Origin of the sequence: Paenibacillus nuruki, from assembly GCF_001721045.1 — a bacterium.
GTDB classification, from domain to species: Bacteria; Bacillota; Bacilli; order Paenibacillales; family Paenibacillaceae; genus Saccharibacillus; species Saccharibacillus nuruki.
Genome location: NZ_MDER01000060.1, coordinates 48,771 through 67,859, shown reverse-complemented (window position 1 = coordinate 67,859; position 19,089 = coordinate 48,771). Strand labels below are relative to the sequence as shown.

Below are 19,089 nucleotides of genomic sequence, written 5' to 3'. Positions count from 1 at the left end.
GAAACCTATTATACTAGCAATCATCTGACTATTATATCCTTTAGTATTCTCAATGTTGACAGAATCATAAATTATTATACATAATCTATGAATTATTAAGCAAAAACCATCTAACGAAATATGAGATATAAACTCAAACAAATTAATTAAATTTACCCAAATAATCAGGGCAACGACGGGAAAGAAAATTTTTGATTTATTTATATTCATGTCTATAAATAGCCTCCAATTTGTTAACTACTTATTTTTTATATCAAATTTTCTATTTGGTATAGATATTTGTAATATCAAAATAAATAAAATGGAGTTGTATATTTTAACATTAGTGGATATAAATTTTACTTAATTTTGAAAGGCATCGATTTTATAATATATAACAGGTATTTATCCATAAAAAAGAAATGCTCATCAGATCAACGAGCACTTCTCAAAAATACATATCCATGCTTTGCATAACATCGATTAACCTATATATTTAACTAATTCATCTTAACGATTTAACATTTTCATACTTTCAGGCGCATAACGTTCACCGACAGCAGAGCCTTTAGGAGCGGCTTCATCAATTGTTTTCAATTCAGCATCGGTTAATGTCACTTGCGTTGCACCGATATTTTCTAACAAATATTTCGTTCTTTTTGTACCCGGAATCGGAGCGATATCTTTGCCTTGAGCCAGTAACCATGCTAATGCTAGTTGCGAAGGTGAACAATCTTTCGTTTTGGCAATTTCTTGAATGCGTTGCACCAAATCCAGATTCTTCTGGAAATTCTCTCCTTGAAAACGTGGAGAATAACGACGGTAATCATCTTCTGCCAAATCTTCAAATGATGTAATCTGACCTGTCAAAAATCCACGTCCTAGAGGGCTATAAGGAACGAATCCGATTCCAAGCTCACGACAAGTGGGCAAAATCTCATCTTCTACATCACGACTCCAAAGTGAATATTCGGTCTGCAAAGCAGAGATCGGATGAGTTTGATGTGCACGACGAATCGTTTCAGAAGATGCTTCAGATAGTCCAAGATAACGAACTTTACCAGCCTGTACAAGATCACTCATCGCCCCAACTGTTTCTTCGATCGGAACATCTGGATCGACACGATGCTGATAATAGAGATCGATCGTATCAAGACCAAGACGTTTAAGACTGTTATCGCAAGCTTCTTTGACATATTCAGGACGACCGCTAATCCCTACATAAGAACCATCTTCATTGCGGACATTACCGAACTTGGTGGCTAGAATTACTTGATCACGATTTTGCTGCATAAAAGGCCCGATTAATTTCTCATTCGCCCCTATGCCATACATATCTGCTGTATCAAAAAAGGTAACTCCATTATCCAATGCGACTTGTAAGGTGTGTAGTGCTTCTTTTTCATCGATCTCACCGTAAAATTCGGACATACCCATACAACCTAGACCTAGTGTCGAGACTTGTAACCCTTGTGAACCTAATTTCCGTTGATCCATGAATACAACTCCTCATCATCCAATAGAGTAGCTCCACCTATCGCTAGATACAGATAAAAGTGTGCTCTTTAATACATAACCCTTTGTACCCTGTGTTTGCTTCAATACAGATCAGAATAACCAGCTAAGCAAAGGTAAACTGTGTATGTTCTGACATATTACTTTCTTTATTATAGTCTTATTGATCTTACGTATTCAAATAAGCATCGTTACTCTAAAAAAAAGTACGCTACCACGGTAATTAAGGATATGAAATGGTTACTTCTTGTGCTATAATTAAGAGTCGTAACCACTAATATTTCCCAATATTATGTGTAGATCGATATGGAATGATGATGTTTGTTTTGATGATAGACTATGTAAAGTTAAACTGCGCATGCAGCAGATTGAATAAAAGAAGAGGTGGATTTCCGTGTTAGATCGTTTACAAGCATTAGCGGACCGCTATGATAAATTGAGCGAGTTATTGTGTGACCCTGACGTAGCAAGTGATTCCAAACGTTTAAGAGATTTATCCAAAGAGCAATCTGATCTACAACCTATGTATGAAGCGTATATCGAATACCGCAAAGTCACTGAAGAATTAGATGCTGCTAAAGTGATGCAAGGCGAGAAGTTAGATGATGAAATGCGTGAAATGGTCAAAATGGAGATCGATGAACTTTCCACTCGTAAAGACGAATTAGAAGCTCAGATCCATATTTTATTGTTACCTAAAGATCCTAACGATGATAAAAATGTGATCGTTGAGATTCGCGGAGCAGCAGGTGGAGATGAAGCGGCTTTATTTGCAGCTGACCTTTACCGTATGTACACTCGTTATGCAGATACACAAGGCTGGCGTGTTGAAATGATGGATGCAAGTACCAGTGATCTAGGTGGATTTAAAGAAGTAACATTCTTGATCAATGGACGTGGAGCATACAGTAAGCTGAAATTCGAAAGTGGAGCACACCGTGTGCAACGTATTCCTACGACTGAATCAGGCGGACGTATTCATACTTCTACCTCTACAGTAGCTGTTATGCCCGAAGCAGAAGAGTTAGAAATCGAGATTCACGATCGTGATATCCGTGTGGATACATTCTGTTCAAGTGGAGCAGGCGGACAGTCTGTTAATACGACCAAATCTGCCGTACGTGTAACTCATATGCCTACAGGCATTATGGCGACTTGTCAGGATGGTAAGTCTCAGAACTCGAATAAAGATAAAGCATTACAAGTACTTCGTGCACGTATCTCCGACATGATGCGTCAAGAAGAAGAAGCCAAATATGCAGGCGAACGTAAAAGTAAAGTAGGTACAGGTGACCGTAGTGAACGTATCCGTACGTACAACTTTCCACAAAGCCGTGTAACTGATCACCGTATTGGTCTAACCATGCACCGTTTGGATCAAATCATGAATGGTGAGATCGAAGATATCGTATCTGCATTGACTTTAGCAGAACAAGCAGATTTGATGGAAAAAGAGGCATAATCTATTGGTACAACAGACAGAACAATTTACGATGAAGCCAGAACAAAGTATACGGGAAGCCTATGTTGAGGCTTCTTCTTTTTTAAGTGCTCATCAAGTGATGGAGCCTGAATCGAATAGTCGTCTTTTGCTCGAATGGGTGCTTGGAGTAGAAGGTTCTGCTTTTTATATGGCGATGTTTGAACCGTTTCCTTATGATAAACAGCAATTATGGCAAGAAGTTATTATGCGCAAAGTAGCAGGGGAACCTGCGCAATACATTATAGGTGAGCAAGAATTCTATGGTGAGCGATTTATCGTCACACCTGCGGTGCTGATTCCTCGCCCCGAGACAGAATTGTTGGTCGAAGCGGTAGTGAAGATCGGTCAACAACGGATGGTTGAACAAGCCGATCAATCGCCTTTTGTCTGTGCAGATATCGGAACAGGTAGCGGAGCGATAGCGTTAACGATTGCACGCATGTGTCCAACATGGCAAGTGTGGGCAAGTGATATTTCACCGGATGCGCTATCCGTCGCCAAGCAAAATAGTATCCAGCAGAACACACCAATTCACTGGCATGAAGGTAATTTGTTAGAACCTTTTGCCGGGCAGAATATTGATATTTTAGTATCCAATCCTCCTTATATTCCAGATGAAGATATTCTGGCATTACAGCCTGAAGTTAAAGATTATGAGCCGATGACTGCACTTGCAGGAGGACCGGATGGGTTAGGTCCTTACCGCATTATGATGGCACAATTAACGTTACTACCTGCATTGCCCAAAGTGATCGGTTTTGAGCTTGGGATTGGACAAGCACAGGATGTAGCGGATATGGTTAGAAGTGTAGGTTATGAACGTATTGAGATTATCGCTGACCTTGCAGGTATCCAGCGGCACGTCATAGGTATAAAAGAAAGTTAAGGTTGAACCGGAAAAGGGGGCAGACATGATCGCCAAGCTTAAAAGAATAGATTGGAATTTATTTACCATTCTGCTAGTTATGATGGGAGTCAGTATAGCTGTTATTTACAGCGCTACTCATAGTACGCCCAAGTTTGCCAATTCGACAGAACGAATGATCATTTACTATATTGCAGGATTTGTTGTCTTTTTCGTGATGTCGATGGTCAACTACCGGATCTGGCTCAAGTATTCTCTTTATATTTATGGCGCAGGGTTAGTGTTGTTATTACTCGTTATGGTTATTGGACAAACGCTGAATAATGCACAAGGTTGGCTTAGTATTGGTGGACTCAGTCTACAGCCTGCCGAGTTATTCAAAATGGTATTAATTTTATTTCTAGCAACATTACTTTCACGCAAAGAACAATTAAAACTGTTATTCTGGCGTGATGTGACTCCGCTGATTGCGATTACGTTTATTCCATTTGCTTTAGTTATGGCTCAAAATGATTTGGGTAACGCTTTGAGTTATCTGATTATTATGATGGCATTACTATGGATCGGTAATATTAAATATACGCAAGCGATTTTATTTACATCCTTAGCTATTGTGATGGTTATTGTCGGTATTCGCAGTTATGTTGCTTATCACGATAATATCAAAACTTATCTCGCAGATATCAAGCGTGATCACTGGATGGAACGGTTAGATCCATGGTTAATGCCTGATCAAGCTACAGAGAAAGCGATCTATCATACACGTAATGCGAAGCTTGCTATAGCCTCCGGTGGACTGAGTGGTGAAGGGTATATGAAAGGAACCTCGGTTCAATCGGATCGTGTTCCATTAACCTATTCAGATTCTATTTTTGTTGTAGTGGCTGAAGAGTTTGGATTTATAGGCGCAGCTATTTTATTACTGCTCTATTTCACCTTAATTCATCGCTTAATTCTAGTATCGTTAGAATGCCGGGAGCGAGCAGGACCTTACATTATTATAGGGATAGTTGCGATGTTGTTATATCAGATTTTTGAAAATATCGGTATGTTTATCGGCATTATGCCATTAACAGGGATTACGTTACCATTTATCAGTTTTGGCGGTACATCACTGGTAATGAATATGGCATGTATGGGACTCGTAATGAGTATACGAATTCATAACCAAGAAGATAACGATGAAGTTTCTGTAAATGTCACTCAACGTTATGCATTGAATAAATAAAGCCAAGGTCATCAGCAAGGAGGCATGACATGATGAACAACCAGACAGAGAATCACAGCGAACAGCCTCAAGCGGATTCTCTGTTCACTTGTTGGGATGTGCGTCATTCAGAGCATATAGAACAACAATTAAGCGAAGCCGGTCAGATTTTGGCAAATGGCGGTATCGTCGCTTTTCCCACAGAAACAGTATATGGACTTGGAGCAGATGCCCGCAATACACATGCGGTAGCATCTGTTTTTACTGCCAAAGGAAGACCTTCAGATAATCCATTAATTGTGCATATTTCAGATCGTGATCAGTTGAGCAGTTTGGTTTCTGAGGTTAGCGATTTAGAACAGACGTTAATCAATCATTTCTGGCCAGGACCGCTTACACTAGTGATGCCTGTACGTCCTGATACTGTATCCCCTCTGGTAACAGCTGGACTACAGACAGTAGCGATACGTATGCCTGATCATCCGGTAGCGTTAGCTTTGATTAGTGCTTCTGGATGTCCGCTAGCGGCTCCTAGCGCCAACCGTTCAGGTCGACCGAGTCCAACAACAGCCGCACATGTGATTGAAGATTTGTCTGCTGTGATCAATGGAGTGGTCGATGGAGGAAGTGCAGGGATTGGTGTTGAATCAACAGTCATTCAGGTACAAGACGATAATACGATTATGATTCTTCGCCCGGGTGGTATTACGGAAGAGCAATTATCTTCTTTTGCTCCTGTCACTCGTGATCCTGCTCTGAATGACGCGGCTACAGCATTGATTCCACGTTCACCGGGTATGAAATACACGCATTATGCACCCCAAGGATCAATGACAATTGTGATGGGATCGCAAGATAACGTCGTTAATCAATATATAGAACAACAGATTAGACAAGCTCAAGCACGTGGTGAGAAAACAGGTGTATTGGTTTTTGATGAAAATCCATTGCATCTAGCAGATACACTGGGTTTATCGCTGGGCAGTCGTGATCATCTTGAAGAAGCAGCGAACCGATTGTATGCGGCTTTGCGTACATTTGATCGTGTAGGTATTACTTTTATTATGTCGCAAGGCTGTGAGCAACACGGTGTAGGGGTAGCTGTAATGAACCGTTTATCCAAAGCTGCGGGTGGTCAGATTATTCATTTGTAAAAATAGTGATTACATGCGCTAAATTTGGTATAATGATTGATACGGAAAGATTATATTTCCGGTCACCCAAGTCTCACATTATAATGATACGGGAGGTACAGAGAATGCATCACATATTGTTCGTATGTACCGGTAACACCTGTCGAAGTCCTATGGCGGAAGGTTTTATGCGTAAGCTTGCGAGCGAGCGCGGTGTCGATGTGGAGGTTCGTTCAGCCGGTGTAGCTGCTGTAGATGGAATGTCTGTATCCCGTCATGCCGAAGCGGTTCTCAAAGATCATAATATACATGAACAATTATTATCTTCCTCTTTGACTGGAGCAACTATTCATTGGGCAGATCTCATACTCACATTAACAGGGAGTCACAAGCAACATGTGATTCGTAATTTTCCAGAGTCGGCAGGCAAAGTGTACACGTTGAAGGAATATGCAGAAAATGATCACAAAGTGCTACGCGATCTCAAAGAGTTGGATAGCTTATACGCAACGATCGAAATGAATCGTTCTTTAGGCGAAGAAGTACATCCGACTGATCGTCAGCGGTTGATCGAAATTCAACAGCGTATTCCAAGCTTCGATATTGTAGATCCTTTTGGCGGTAGTCGGGATGATTATGAAGTCGCCGCAGCTGATATTCGTCTTGCATTAGAAAAGTTAATCGACAAGATTCAAGCCTATCGTACGCAATAAGCTAGAGGTTAATTTTAGAATAGATATTGATTTTACGAAAAACATGTCTTATGATGTAACTTATAAGAGAGATCCGATGTAACTGGCGACGAGAGTGGAGATGAACCACGATGGAGCATCGGAACATACGGCCGGTCGCCTGGGCAAAAGAGCAGACGTGCGATATTTTTCGCGCACGTTGTGCTCTTTTTTTGTTCTTTACATGTTGTAACTTCTTCTCCCATCTTGTTGTCGCCGTTAGCCCTATGCTTGCGCTATAATAAAAAACGAGTGCATTGCACACGTACCTTTTGCAGATAGTGAATGAGCTAAGAAAGCACAAGGAGGATTGAACGATGAGTGATCAGGAAAAAATACAACAAATTCGTTTAGATACCGCAGCTATTGTACGCGAGTTAGCAGAAGAAGCTAAGCTAGATCGCCATAAGCTACTGGTGATCGGTGGAAGCACCAGTGAAATCGCAGGCAAACATATCGGAACAGCCGGAACGTTAGATGTTGCTGAAGCATTGGTGGAAGGGATTCGAGAAGTACAAGCTGAATACGGATTCCGGTTAGCTTTTCAATGTTGCGAGCATTTGAATCGAGCATTGGTGATGGAACGAGATACACTGGATCACTACAATTATAATGAAGTCGCCGCAGTACCGATTCCCAAAGCAGGCGGATCGATGGCAACCTATGCGTATCAGACATTTGTTCATCCTTGTTTGGCAGAACAGATTGAAGCACATGCAGGTATCGATTTTGGAGAGACCTTGATCGGTATGCATTTGAAAAGAATAGCTGTCCCTTATCGACCTGCAATTCGTTTTGTAGGCGAAGCTAGAGTCAACGCAGCGCGTACACGTCCACCTTTGATTGGTGGCGAAAGAGCCGTCTACACACCGATGGTTCATGCAGATCGATAAGCTTAAATAGGTGATCTCTAAATTTAAAATAAGCAATCCAAAACAGGTATTCAACCGATCTCTAGGAGGAATTAAACAATGATGGAGCAATTACGAAAGAACGATCCGGCAGTATTAGAAGCAATGGGACTTGAACTTAAGCGTCAACGTGACAACATCGAATTAATCGCTTCTGAAAATATTGTAAGTGAAGCGGTTATCGAAGCTTTGGGTTCGGTATTAACGAACAAATATGCAGAAGGCTATCCAGGCAAACGCTACTATGGCGGTTGTGAACATGTAGATGTGGTTGAAGATATCGCTCGTGATCGTGCGAAGCAATTGTTTGGTGCAGAACATGTCAATGTACAGCCTCACTCAGGTGCACAAGCGAATATGGCGGTTTATCTTGCAGCGCTCAAACCAGGTGATACTGTTCTAGGGATGAACCTTGCTCATGGTGGACATTTAACACATGGTAGTCCTGTAAATGCTTCTGGATTGTTGTATAACTTTGTGGCTTACGGTGTACAAGAAGATACATTCCTTATCGATTATGATGAAGTTCGCAAAGCAGCGTTCAAACATCGTCCTCGTATGATCGTAGCTGGTGCTAGTGCATATCCGCGTACGATTGATTTTGAAAAATTAGCTTCGATTGCAAATGATGTAGGTGCTTTATTTATGGTGGATATGGCGCATATCGCAGGATTAGTAGCAGCTGGAGAACATCCAAGTCCTGTACCTCATGCGCATTTTGTTACAACAACAACACACAAAACACTTCGTGGACCTCGCGGCGGTATGATTATGTGTACTAAAGCATGGGCACAAGCGATTGATAAAGCAGTATTTCCGGGTTCACAAGGTGGTCCATTGATGCATGTTATTGCTTCCAAAGCGGTTTCTTTCGGTGAAGCATTACAACCTTCTTTCAAAACTTATGCTCAAAATGTAGTTAAAAATGCAAAAGTGCTTGCTCAAACATTAGTAGACGAAGGATTGACTATCGTTTCAGGGGGTACAGACAATCACTTGATGCTTGTCGACACACGTAGCGTCAATATCACAGGTAAAGAAGCAGAGCATGTTCTGGATTCTGTAGGCATCACAACCAACAAAAATGCGATTCCTTTTGATCCAACAAGCCCGTTTATTACAAGTGGTATCCGTCTAGGAACACCAGCAGCGACTTCTCGTGGTATGGATGAAGCAGCAATGGTGAAGATCGGTCAAATTATTGCGATGACGCTTAAAGCACCTAAAGATGAAGCTGTTCTTGCCCAAGCAAGTGCGCAAGTTGCTGAATTAACAAGCCAATACCCTTTATATCAACAAATGAATTATTAATTTCAAAACCAAATAAAGAGCTCCTTAACACCGTTAACTTCTAGATAACCGGCAGAAATTCTTATTTCTGTCGGTTTTTAATTATTTTTTTCAAAAAATTTGAAAGATTTACTGCCATTTAAGCCATTTACCATTATAATAGAAAAGACTGGGTGGAAATGCTGTAGAATTTGTTTTTATCTGGTAATTGTAAGCGTTATATTGATAGACTCAATATAGAAAATGGATTTTGCTATGCTAAAAATCATGTTTGATAAGAGCTATATTTACGCTCATCAAAGTATGAAGTATTAAAAAGAAATAATTCGACAGGATATCGGATGAAATTGCCCACAGGGAATGATATAATAGACGAGGTTTATGGGGTAAGAACGTATTCCCCTAATCCTTTTGCTTTGTGGAATGGCCACAAAACCTGATGTGATAGCAAATAGGATGTAGCTAATGTTTATTATTGAAAAGTACCGGAGGGAAAAACCATGGCAAAATTAGTAATATGCGATCATCCTTTAATTCAACACAAATTAACATTTATTCGTGATGTACAGACTAACACGAAAGATTTCCGCGAGCTTGTTGACGAAGTCGCAACATTAATGGCTTACGAAATCACACGTGATATTCCACTTGAATCAATTCCGGTAGAAACACCTGTAATCAAAACAGAAGGTAAAGTCATTTCTGGACGTATGTTAGGTCTGATTCCTATTTTGCGCGCAGGATTGGGTATGTTAGATGGCGTTCTTAAATTGTTGCCAGCAGCTAAAGTAGGACATGTAGGATTGTTCCGTGATCCAGAAACATTCCAACCGGTTGAATATTATGTGAAGCTTCCTACAGATGTACAAGAACGCGAATTGATCGTTATTGATCCGATGTTAGCAACAGGCGGTTCTGCTATTGCTGCGATCGATGTTCTTAAAAAGCGTGGATGTACTCAGATCAAAATGATGAATCTTATCGCTGCTCCTGAAGGGGTCAAAGCTGTTCAAGACGCTCACCCAGATGTAGATATTTATGTTGCTGCATTGGATGAGAAGTTGGATGAGCATGGATATATCGTACCTGGACTCGGCGATGCCGGAGACCGCTTGTACGGAACCAAGTAAAGCGAGGTAATCCCAGACTTATGAAAAAAATTAAAGTAATGACTATTTTCGGTGTACGTCCTGAAGCAATCAAAATGGCTCCATTGATTTTGGAATTGCAAAAACATCCTGAACATATTGAGTCAATCGTTTGCGTCACTGCGCAACATCGTCAAATGTTGGATCAGGTTCTTGAAGTTTTTAATATCACTCCAGACTATGATCTTGATGTAATGAAAGATCGTCAGACGCTAAACGAAATTTCGATGCGTGTACTTAGTGGCTTAGAGCCAGTACTGCAAGAAGTGAAGCCTGATATTGTTCTGGTTCATGGAGATACGTTGACTACGTTTCTTGCGAGCTATGCTTCATTTATGCAGCAGATTAATGTGGGTCATGTGGAAGCAGGACTACGTACGTGGAACAAGCTTTCACCGTATCCTGAAGAAATGAATCGCCAATTGACAGGTGTACTTGCAGATTTACACTTTGCACCAACAAGTTGGTCGGCAGGCAATTTGCTAAAAGAAAATAAATTGCCGTCAAGCGTGTATATCACAGGCAACACGGTTACAGATGTGTTTCAATATACTGTACAGCCTGATTATCACCATCCTGTTTTGGAATGGGCAGAAGGTAAACGTCTGATCTTGATGACTGCACATCGCCGTGAATCACAAGGCGAACCACATCGTAATATTTTCCGAGCGGTCAAGCGTATTGCTGACGAATTTGAAGATATTGCTATTGTGTATCCAGTGCATCCAAGTCCAGCTGTCAAAGAACCTGCTCATGAAATATTAGGCAACCATCCGCGCATTCAGTTGATCGATCCTCTGGATGTTGTCGATTTGCATAATTTTTATCCGCATACGCATCTGATCTTAACCGATTCAGGTGGTCTTCAAGAAGAAGCACCTTCATTTGGTGTTCCTGTGCTGGTGCTACGTGATACCACAGAGCGTCCAGAGGGAATAGAAGCAGGTACACTTGAAATGGTAGGTACAGATGAAGAGAAGATCTATGAGCGTGCACATGCACTGCTGAGCGATCCTGAACTGTATGCTTCGATGAGTGAAGCTTCTAATCCTTATGGTGATGGTCAAGCATCGCCACGGATTGTCAATGCTATTTTGCACCATTATGGTATTTTAGAGGATCGTCCTGAAGAGTTTCACACAACGTTCAAAAAAGGTCCCACAGTCGTATTGTGAAAAATGATTCCACAGTATACAGTGGTACTGTAGGGTTAGTGTGATGAAACGCTTCATATCAACGATGTTCTGTGAAAGTCTTGCGTTAATGCGCTAAAGGAAGATGGTTTGACAAAGGCTTAGCCGATTCAGTACAATGAACTGGGATTCCGAGGGTGGAGTGTAGAATGGCAGATGAACCCAAATCAAGCAATTCAAGTTCAAACCCGTGGAAAGCGGTTGGACTTGTGAGTGTGATTGGAATAGATTTAGCTGTATGTACACTCGCCGGATTCTGGTTCGGTTCCTGGCTGGATAAAGTATGGAATAGTTCAGGAATAGGAACCGGACTCGGAGTACTTGCAGGTATGATTCTAGGTATTTTCGGTATTGTTCTTATCATTAAGAAAATAGTGGGGGAAACGAATGAATGAAATACCAAGTTACATTTATTGGCTGACCCGGACTACCTTTGTTTTTCTAGCTCTTTGCTTTGTAGCGGTTGCATTCCTGCCTCAATCTCGCCCGATTGCTTTTGGGATGATCATTGGTTCGGCAGTCAGTTATATCAACACCAAATATTTAGCTAAAAAAGTAAGTATGATGACTGAAGCAGCAGCAACAGGTAGAAGAGGACCGAAGGGTCTAGGGTTTGCACAACGTGCAGCAATTTCGATCGGAGCGGTAGTACTTGCTATTGAGTTCCCGCATTTGTTTGAAATTCATGCCCTAGCTGGCAGTTTGGTGTTCGCACCATTCGCGCTAATTGTTATCGGTTATTTCCTTTCTCGCCATGAGCGTGATAACTCCGATAATGAAAGGGGTGAGAAAAATGCATGAATCACCGATGATAAACGTCGGGGGCATCGATTTTGATTTATCTATCATTATTGCGTTGATTGTTAGTTGTGCTGTAGTGTTTATTCTAGTGAAGCTAGCAACGCGTAATCTATCGGTAGAAAATCCAGGCAAGCTGCAAAACTTTATGGAATGGGTCGTAGAATTCGTTCAAGGACTGATTTCCAGTACAATGGACTACAAAAAAGGAAAGCCTTTTCTTTCTCTCGGTTTGACTTTGATTATGTTCATCTTTGTTAGCAATATGCTTGGGCTTCCATTTGGTTTAGTGTTCGATTATACAAGCGTAGAAAAAGCTACAGCTTTTGGTCAACCATTAACATCTGTAGTGGACGGACTGGCAAAAGGAAGTCATGGTGTGGAAGTCGCTTGGTGGAAATCACCTACAGCTGATGCTGGAGCAGCGATGGGTCTGGCACTAATCGTATTCATTCTTGTCCATTACCTAGGTATGGTCAGAAATACGAAGTCATACTTCAAACACTATTTCAAACCGTTCTTTTTCTTTTTCCCTATCAACTTGATCGAACAATTCTCCAAACTGTTGACACACGGTATGCGGCTATTCGGTAATATTTTTGCCGGCGAAGTTCTTATTGCTGTATTACTTAAAATGTCAGGCGTATGGTACGGAGCAATCGCTTCGGTTGTAGGTCTTATTGTATGGCAAGGATTCAGTATATTTGTTGGCTCTATCCAAGCCTTTGTCTTCACGATCCTGGCTATGGTATACATATCACAGTCACTAGAGACGGAAGAAGATCACTAAAATACTATCGGCACGTTTCGGCAACTTTTGAATAGTTGGTATCATCAGTCACTGTGTAAGGGTTCAAAGTTCGGAAGTAGGATAACCTTCATACCGAGCTCAATATAAATTTACTATCTCACATATCTTTAAGGAGGATTTTTAAATGGGAGCATTAGCATTTCTAGCAGCTGCTATCGCAGTAGGTTTGGGCGCATTGGGCGCAGGTATTGGTAACGGTCTAATCGTAAGTAAAACGGTTGAAGGTATCGCTCGTCAACCAGAAGCAAAAGCAACATTGCAAACAGTTATGTTTATCGGTGTAGGTTTGGTAGAAGCATTGCCAATCATCGGTGTAGTATTGGCGTTCATTTTCTACGCAGCAGCGTAAATCAAGCACACACATTGGCGGGGAAGGCCACAGCCATCCGCGCCTTCTTTTTAGCGTGCAGGGTACCTGAGAATTATTTAGATGTTTTGAGGAAGGAGTGAGCTGATTTGCATTTTGTATGGAGCAGTCTTGTAGTTACAATTATTGCTTTCTTGATTTTATATTGGTTATTAAGTCGTTATGCATTCGGTCCATTGTTCTCTGTCATGGAGAAAAGACGTGAGCTGGTTAAACAGCAAATGGATGAAGCTGCATTAACACGCAGTCAAGCAGCTCAATATGTCGAAGACCAAAAAGCTGCACTTCAACAAGCACGTAAGGACGCTCAAGATATTATTGAGCAATCCCGTCAGACAAGTAATCGTCAAGCTGAACAATTAATTACTCAAGCTAAAGAGGAAACGACGCGTCTTAAAGAAGAAGCGGCTCGTGAAATCGAAAGCGAGAAAAATAAAGCTGTTGCTGCACTTCGCAGTGAAATCGGCGCCGTCTCTGTACAGATCGCTTCTAAAGTACTGGAAAGAGAAGTGGATGCCAAAGCCCAAGATCAGTTGGTTGACAACTATCTGAAAGAAGTAGGGATTAGACAATGAGCCGGGATACAGTAGTATCTACGCGTTATGCCAAAGCCCTTTTCGAAGCTGCATCTGAAAATGGCGCTGTAGAAGAGACGGAACAAGAACTAAAAGCAATTGTTGAAGCTTTTGCACAAGATGCAGATCTTCGCAATTTTATAGCAACACCAAATGTATCTTTTGAAGATAAACGTCGTGTGATCGAAACTGCTTTTGCAGGCAAAGTATCACAACCGTTAATTCATACCATTACATTGTTGATCGAACGTGGAAGATATGGAATATTTGGCGAGTTGTTAAATAGTTACACTGAGATCGTAAGTAGAACTCTTAAAGTAGTCGATGCTTTTGTATATACACCTTATCCTTTAGATGAGCGTGAGCAAGCAGAAGTCATTGCTAGATTCGGACAACTATCAGGCAAACGAATTCGTGTGCAAAATATTGTAGACAAAACTCTTCTTGGCGGACTTAAAGTCGTCATCGGAGACATGCTGTACGATGGAAGTCTTTCAGGCAAGCTTAACCGTCTGGAAAAGTCTTTTCAAAGACAAGCACAGTAGATAGGGGGGACTGACTTGAGTATCAGACCTGAAGAAATCAGTACATTGATTAAAAGTCAAATCGAGCAATACAAAAACGATATTGAAGTCGTAGAAGTCGGAACGGTTATCCAAGTAAGTGATGGTATTGCCCGTGTATACGGTTTGCAAAATGCAATGTCAGGCGAACTTCTTGAGTTCTCTAACGGCGTAATGGGTATGGCTTTGAACTTGGAATCTAATAATGTCGGTGTTGTTATTCTTGGGGAATATTCACAAATTCGTGAAGGTGACCAAGTAAAACGCACAGGACGTATTATGCAAGTTCCTGTAGGGGAAGCTCTTCTAGGTCGCGTAGTCGATCCTTTGGGTCAACCTGTTGATGGTAAAGGACCTATTGCAGCAACAGAATTCCGTCCTGTTGAAGGCGGAGCACCTGGTGTTATTGATCGTAAATCGGTTCATGAACCTATGCAAACAGGGATCAAAGCTATCGATGCAATGGTTCCAATCGGTCGTGGACAACGTGAGTTGATTATCGGTGACCGTCAAACAGGTAAAACAGCGATTGCTATCGATGCAATCATTAACCAAAAAGGTCAAAACGTAAAATGTATTTATGTAGCGATTGGTCAAAAACAATCCACAGTTGCTCAAGTTGTAGAAACACTTCGTCGTCATGGCGCTTTGGAATACACAATCATCGTAACTGCTGCGGCTTCTGATCCTTCACCACTACTATACATCGCTCCATATGCAGGTTGTGCAATGGGTGAATACTTTATGTATAAAGGCGAACATGCATTGATTATTTATGATGATTTGTCCAAACAAGCGGCAGCTTATCGTGAATTATCCCTATTGCTTCGTCGTCCACCAGGTCGTGAAGCATTCCCAGGTGACGTGTTCTATCTTCACTCCCGTTTGCTAGAGCGTGCGGCTAAGCTTAGTGATGCAAAAGGTGGCGGTTCTTTAACAGCATTGCCATTTATTGAAACACAAGCATCTGACGTATCTGCTTATATTCCTACAAACGTAATCTCGATTACAGATGGACAAATTTTCTTGGAAGCTGACTTGTTCTATTCTGGTCAACGTCCAGCGATTAACGTTGGTATCTCAGTATCTCGTGTTGGTGGTTCCGCTCAGATTAAAGCCATGAAAAAGGTTGCAGGTACACTGCGTCTAGATCTAGCTCAATATCGTGAGCTTCAAGCGTTCTCTCAGTTCGGATCAGATCTTGATAAATCAACAATGTCCCGTCTAAACCGTGGTGCACGTATGATGGAAATTCTAAAACAAGGTGTTAACCAACCGTTGTTAGTAGAACAACAAGTGGTAAGCTTATACACTGCCGTTAAAGGTCATTTGGATGATATTCCGGTTGCTGATGTACGTCGCTTTGAGTCCGAGTTCCTTGCTTACATGGCAAGTAGCCAAGATGCGATTTTGCAATCGATTCGTGATACTAAAGATTTAACAGCTGATAATGAAAAAGCGTTGGTTGATGCAATCAATACCTTCAAAAAAGGTTTTGCTACCTCCAACTAAGTTCATTTGATCCAAAATAGATGTTCTGTAATGAAGTTGCTACAGCTCCGATAGCCAATCTGTCGGACTGTGGTCAACCATGATTCAGGAAACAACTTTGAACTTGTTTTCAGAGGGTTAAGGTGGTGAAATCATATGGCTAAAGGTATGCGCGAGATCAAACGTCAGATTAAAAGCGTAGAAAATACAAGACAAATCACTAAAGCAATGGAAATGGTTGCGGCTTCCAAACTTCGTAAAGCTCAAGAGAAGGCACAAGCAGCACGTCCATATTCCGATAAATTGCGTGAAGTGGTTGCGAGTATTGCTTCTGGAACAAGAGGTGTATATCATCCGATGTTGGAGAAGCGTCCAGTCAAACGGATCGCTTATCTCGTAGTGACTTCCGACCGTGGACTTGCGGGTGGTTATAATGCCAACATGCTCAAACATGTTAGTAATAAGATCAAGGAAAATCATACATCGACAGATCAGTACGAATTGTTCATCATTGGACGTAAAGGACGCGATTACTTCCGTCGTCGTAATCTTCCGATTACAGATGCTGTGACAGAATTGACAGACTTTCCGACCTATGCCGATATCAAATCCATAGCATACGATGCTGTTAAAGGATACGAAGAAGGCAGATACGATGAGCTTTACTTATGTTATAACCAGTTTATCAATGCACTAACACAAGTTCCGAACTCCACTCGTTTGTTACCAATGGAATCGGTAGAAGTGGCGCAAGAAGATAAACTTAAAGCAAGCTACGAATACGAACCTTCTGCAGAAGGCGTATTGGAAGTTCTTTTGCCAAAATATGCACAGACACTGATCTATAACGCTTTGCTCGAAGGTAAAGCAAGTGAGCAGGGTGCTAGAATGACAGCCATGGGTAGCGCAACGAAGAATGCATCTCAAATGATCAAAGATCTAAGACTTGTCTATAACCGTGCCCGTCAGGCATCGATTACACAAGAGATCACAGAGATTGTCGCTGGAGCGAATGCACAAGGCTAATAGAGCTTAACAATATCAATTATGTACAAGCAATTGCATAGCAGTGCTTGATGACATCGCTGCATACAGCAAGTCAGTAGGAGGGAAAACGATAATGAACAAAGGTCGCGTTGTAAGTGTAATGGGACCGGTTGTAGACGTGGAATTCGAACGTGGTCAACTTCCGGAAATCCTACACGCGCTCAAGGTCGAAACTACGCTAGATAATGGTAACAAAATCGACTTGACGCTTGAAGTATCGAATCATTTGGGCGATAATCTTGTCCGTTGTATCGCAATGTCTTCCACAGATGGTTTAGTACGTGGACTAGACGCTCTTGATCTAGGTGCTCCTATTTCGGTACCTGTAGGTAACGTAACGTTAGGTCGTGTATTTAACGTATTGGGTCAACCTATCGATGAAGCTGGCGAAGTTGTATCTGAAATTAAAAACCCTATTCACCGTCAAGCTCCTAAATTTGACGAATTGTCTACACAAGCTGAAATCCTTGAAACAGGAATCAAAGTTATCGATTTGCTAGCTCCTTATGCTAAAGGTGGTAAAATCGGTCTGTTTGGTGGTGCTGGTGTAGGTAAAACAGTAACAATTCAGGAATTGATCAACAATATTGCTCAAGAGCATGGCGGTATTTCTGTATTTGCTGGTGTTGGTGAACGTACTCGTGAAGGTAATGACCTTTATCACGAGATGAGAGAATCAGGCGTTATTAACAAAACCGCAATGGTATTCGGACAAATGAACGAACCTCCAGGTGCACGTCTTCGTGTAGCTTTGACAGGTTTGACAATGGCTGAATATTTCCGTGATGAAGAAGGCAAAGATGTATTGTTGTTCGTAGATAACATTTTCCGCTTTACACAAGCAGGTTCTGAAGTATCTGCATTGCTAGGACGTATGCCATCTGCGGTAGGTTACCAGCCAACATTGGCAACAGAGATGGGTCAATTGCAAGAGCGTATCACTTCTACTAAAAAAGGTTCAGTTACTTCGATTCAAGCGATCTATGTACCAGCGGATGATTATACCGATCCGGCTCCTGCAACGACATTTGCTCACTTGGATGCAACAACGAACTTGGAACGTAAAATCTCTGAAATGGGTATTTTCCCAGCAGTAGATCCACTTGCTTCCAGTTCACGTATCTTGAATCCTGAAATTGTAGGAGAAGAACATTACAATATCGCTCAAGGTGTTAAGCAAATCTTAGCACGTTACCGTGAGCTACAAGATATTATTGCAATTCTGGGTATGGATGAGTTGAGTGAAGAAGATAAGTTGACTGTATCGCGTGCGCGTAAAATTCAACGTTTCTTGTCTCAACCATTCCATGTTGCTGAACAATTTACTGGAATCAAAGGACGTTATGTACCTGTTAAAGAAACAGTACGTAGCTTCAAAGAAATTCTAGACGGCAAACATGATGATCTTCCAGAAGCAGCATTCCTCTTCGTAGGCACGATTGAAGAAGCAGTGGAAAAAGCAAAAACACTGTAAATTATATGCCTGCAAAACGTGAGGAGGGATGAAAGTGAGCACGTTTCTATTGGAAATTGTAACACCTGAACGTCTGGTGTTTTCCGAACAGGTGGATCAATTAAGAGCCACAGGTGTAGAAGGTCAACTTGGGATTCTAGCAGGTCACATTCCGATGGTTACTCCACTACAAGTCGCTCCATTGGTGTACAAAGTCAATGGCAAAGAAACAGTGGTAGCTATTCAAAGTGGGTTTCTAGAAGTCCGTGCTGATAAAGTTGTTGTCTTGGCAGACAGTGCAGAATTGCCAAACAATATTGATATTGAGCGTGCGAGAGCAGCAAAAGAACGTGCTGAGCGCCGTCTCAACAACAAATCGACTCAAGATCACATTGACTTCCGCCGGGCTGAACTTGCTTTACAACGAGCTATGAATCGTCTTAAAGTATCTTCATCAGGTGAGAACCGTTAAATGGATATAACCGGGCCGCTATTCTTGGGTCCGGTTTTTATTTTTAGTTTGTCTATA

The 19,089-nt window shown here is 41.5% G+C and carries 21 protein-coding genes and 1 riboswitch; of the genes, 19 read left to right on the top strand and 2 right to left on the bottom strand.

From position 1 onward, the window contains the following. Both PTI45_RS24385 and PTI45_RS16435 read right to left on the bottom strand, forming a co-directional pair. The coding region (locus tag PTI45_RS24385) for a hypothetical protein (protein ID WP_217492697.1) at nt 1-210 on the bottom strand (210 nt) is incomplete at its 3' end. Nucleotides 211-489: 279 nt separating this feature from the next. After that, the gene (locus PTI45_RS16435; RefSeq protein WP_069328688.1) at nt 490-1,476 is read right to left on the bottom strand and encodes an aldo/keto reductase; all 987 of its coding nucleotides are present in this window, start codon (nt 1,474-1,476) and stop codon (nt 490-492) included. Between the two features lie 412 nt (nt 1,477-1,888). Here PTI45_RS16435 and prfA point away from each other — a divergent pair, with 412 nt between their 5' ends. The 19 genes from prfA to PTI45_RS16340 all read left to right on the top strand — a co-directional run bounded on the left by prfA (nt 1,889) and on the right by PTI45_RS16340 (nt 19,032). After that, a complete protein-coding gene (prfA, locus tag PTI45_RS16430; protein WP_069328687.1) occupies nt 1,889-2,956 on the top strand; it encodes a peptide chain release factor 1 in 1,068 nt (355 codons plus the stop codon). 31 nt (nt 2,957-2,987) lie between these two features. Further along, nucleotides 2,988-3,863 (top strand): peptide chain release factor N(5)-glutamine methyltransferase, encoded by an 876-nt coding sequence (gene prmC, locus PTI45_RS16425; protein ID WP_069328694.1) that lies wholly within the window; start codon nt 2,988-2,990, stop codon nt 3,861-3,863. Nucleotides 3,864-3,888: 25 nt separating this feature from the next. Beyond that, complete coding sequence (locus tag PTI45_RS16420) at nt 3,889-5,070, top strand: FtsW/RodA/SpoVE family cell cycle protein (RefSeq protein ID WP_069328686.1); 1,182 nt, start codon at nt 3,889-3,891, stop codon at nt 5,068-5,070. Between the two features lie 32 nt (nt 5,071-5,102). Further along, nucleotides 5,103-6,203 (top strand): L-threonylcarbamoyladenylate synthase, encoded by a 1,101-nt coding sequence (locus tag PTI45_RS16415; protein WP_245703496.1) that lies wholly within the window; start codon nt 5,103-5,105, stop codon nt 6,201-6,203. Nucleotides 6,204-6,307: 104 nt separating this feature from the next. Next, nucleotides 6,308-6,895: a low molecular weight protein arginine phosphatase gene (locus PTI45_RS16410; protein ID WP_069328684.1), complete on the top strand. Its 588-nt coding sequence runs from the start codon at nt 6,308-6,310 to the stop codon at nt 6,893-6,895. 68 nt (nt 6,896-6,963) lie between these two features. Then, a riboswitch (ZMP/ZTP riboswitch) is annotated at nt 6,964-7,047 on the top strand. A 183-nt stretch (nt 7,048-7,230) separates the two neighbouring features. Continuing rightward, complete coding sequence (locus PTI45_RS16405) at nt 7,231-7,806, top strand: TIGR01440 family protein (protein WP_069328683.1); 576 nt, start codon at nt 7,231-7,233, stop codon at nt 7,804-7,806. Between the two features lie 78 nt (nt 7,807-7,884). Further along, entirely contained in the window at nt 7,885-9,135 is a 1,251-nt protein-coding gene (locus tag PTI45_RS16400; protein ID WP_069328682.1) for a serine hydroxymethyltransferase, read from the top strand. 479 nt (nt 9,136-9,614) lie between these two features. After that, a complete protein-coding gene (upp, locus tag PTI45_RS16395) occupies nt 9,615-10,244 on the top strand; it encodes a uracil phosphoribosyltransferase (protein ID WP_069328681.1) in 630 nt (209 codons plus the stop codon). 20 nt (nt 10,245-10,264) lie between these two features. Next, entirely contained in the window at nt 10,265-11,437 is a 1,173-nt protein-coding gene (gene wecB / locus PTI45_RS16390; protein ID WP_069328680.1) for a non-hydrolyzing UDP-N-acetylglucosamine 2-epimerase, read from the top strand. 167 nt (nt 11,438-11,604) lie between these two features. Next, nucleotides 11,605-11,850: an AtpZ/AtpI family protein gene (locus PTI45_RS16385; RefSeq protein ID WP_069328679.1), complete on the top strand. Its 246-nt coding sequence runs from the start codon at nt 11,605-11,607 to the stop codon at nt 11,848-11,850. Further along, entirely contained in the window at nt 11,843-12,256 is a 414-nt protein-coding gene (locus tag PTI45_RS16380) for an ATP synthase subunit I (RefSeq protein ID WP_069328678.1), read from the top strand. Before PTI45_RS16385 ends, PTI45_RS16380 begins: the two co-directional genes overlap by 8 nt. After that, nucleotides 12,249-13,043 (top strand): F0F1 ATP synthase subunit A, encoded by a 795-nt coding sequence (gene atpB, locus PTI45_RS16375; protein WP_069328677.1) that lies wholly within the window; start codon nt 12,249-12,251, stop codon nt 13,041-13,043. The genes PTI45_RS16380 and atpB overlap by 8 nt, the downstream gene beginning before the upstream one ends. 145 nt (nt 13,044-13,188) lie before the next feature. Further along, nucleotides 13,189-13,413 carry a F0F1 ATP synthase subunit C gene (gene atpE / locus PTI45_RS16370; RefSeq protein ID WP_069328676.1) on the top strand — a complete coding sequence of 75 codons (225 nt, stop codon included), beginning with the start codon at nt 13,189-13,191 and terminating at the stop codon, nt 13,411-13,413. Nucleotides 13,414-13,520: 107 nt separating this feature from the next. Further along, a complete protein-coding gene (gene atpF, locus PTI45_RS16365; RefSeq protein ID WP_069328675.1) occupies nt 13,521-14,006 on the top strand; it encodes a F0F1 ATP synthase subunit B in 486 nt (161 codons plus the stop codon). Beyond that, the gene (locus PTI45_RS16360; protein ID WP_069328674.1) at nt 14,003-14,551 is read left to right on the top strand and encodes a F0F1 ATP synthase subunit delta; all 549 of its coding nucleotides are present in this window, start codon (nt 14,003-14,005) and stop codon (nt 14,549-14,551) included. The genes atpF and PTI45_RS16360 overlap by 4 nt, the downstream gene beginning before the upstream one ends. Nucleotides 14,552-14,566: 15 nt before the next feature. Further along, a complete protein-coding gene (gene atpA, locus PTI45_RS16355; RefSeq protein WP_069328673.1) occupies nt 14,567-16,081 on the top strand; it encodes a F0F1 ATP synthase subunit alpha in 1,515 nt (504 codons plus the stop codon). Between the two features lie 135 nt (nt 16,082-16,216). Beyond that, nucleotides 16,217-17,086, top strand: coding sequence for an ATP synthase F1 subunit gamma (gene atpG, locus PTI45_RS16350; protein WP_069328672.1), 870 nt, complete (start codon nt 16,217-16,219; stop codon nt 17,084-17,086). A 94-nt stretch (nt 17,087-17,180) separates the two neighbouring features. Beyond that, complete coding sequence (atpD, locus tag PTI45_RS16345; protein WP_069328671.1) at nt 17,181-18,581, top strand: F0F1 ATP synthase subunit beta; 1,401 nt, start codon at nt 17,181-17,183, stop codon at nt 18,579-18,581. A gap of 34 nt (nt 18,582-18,615) precedes the next feature. Then, nucleotides 18,616-19,032, top strand: a complete 417-nt coding sequence (locus PTI45_RS16340) for a F0F1 ATP synthase subunit epsilon (protein ID WP_069328670.1) — start codon at nt 18,616-18,618, stop codon at nt 19,030-19,032. Nucleotides 19,033-19,089 lie beyond the last annotated feature (57 nt).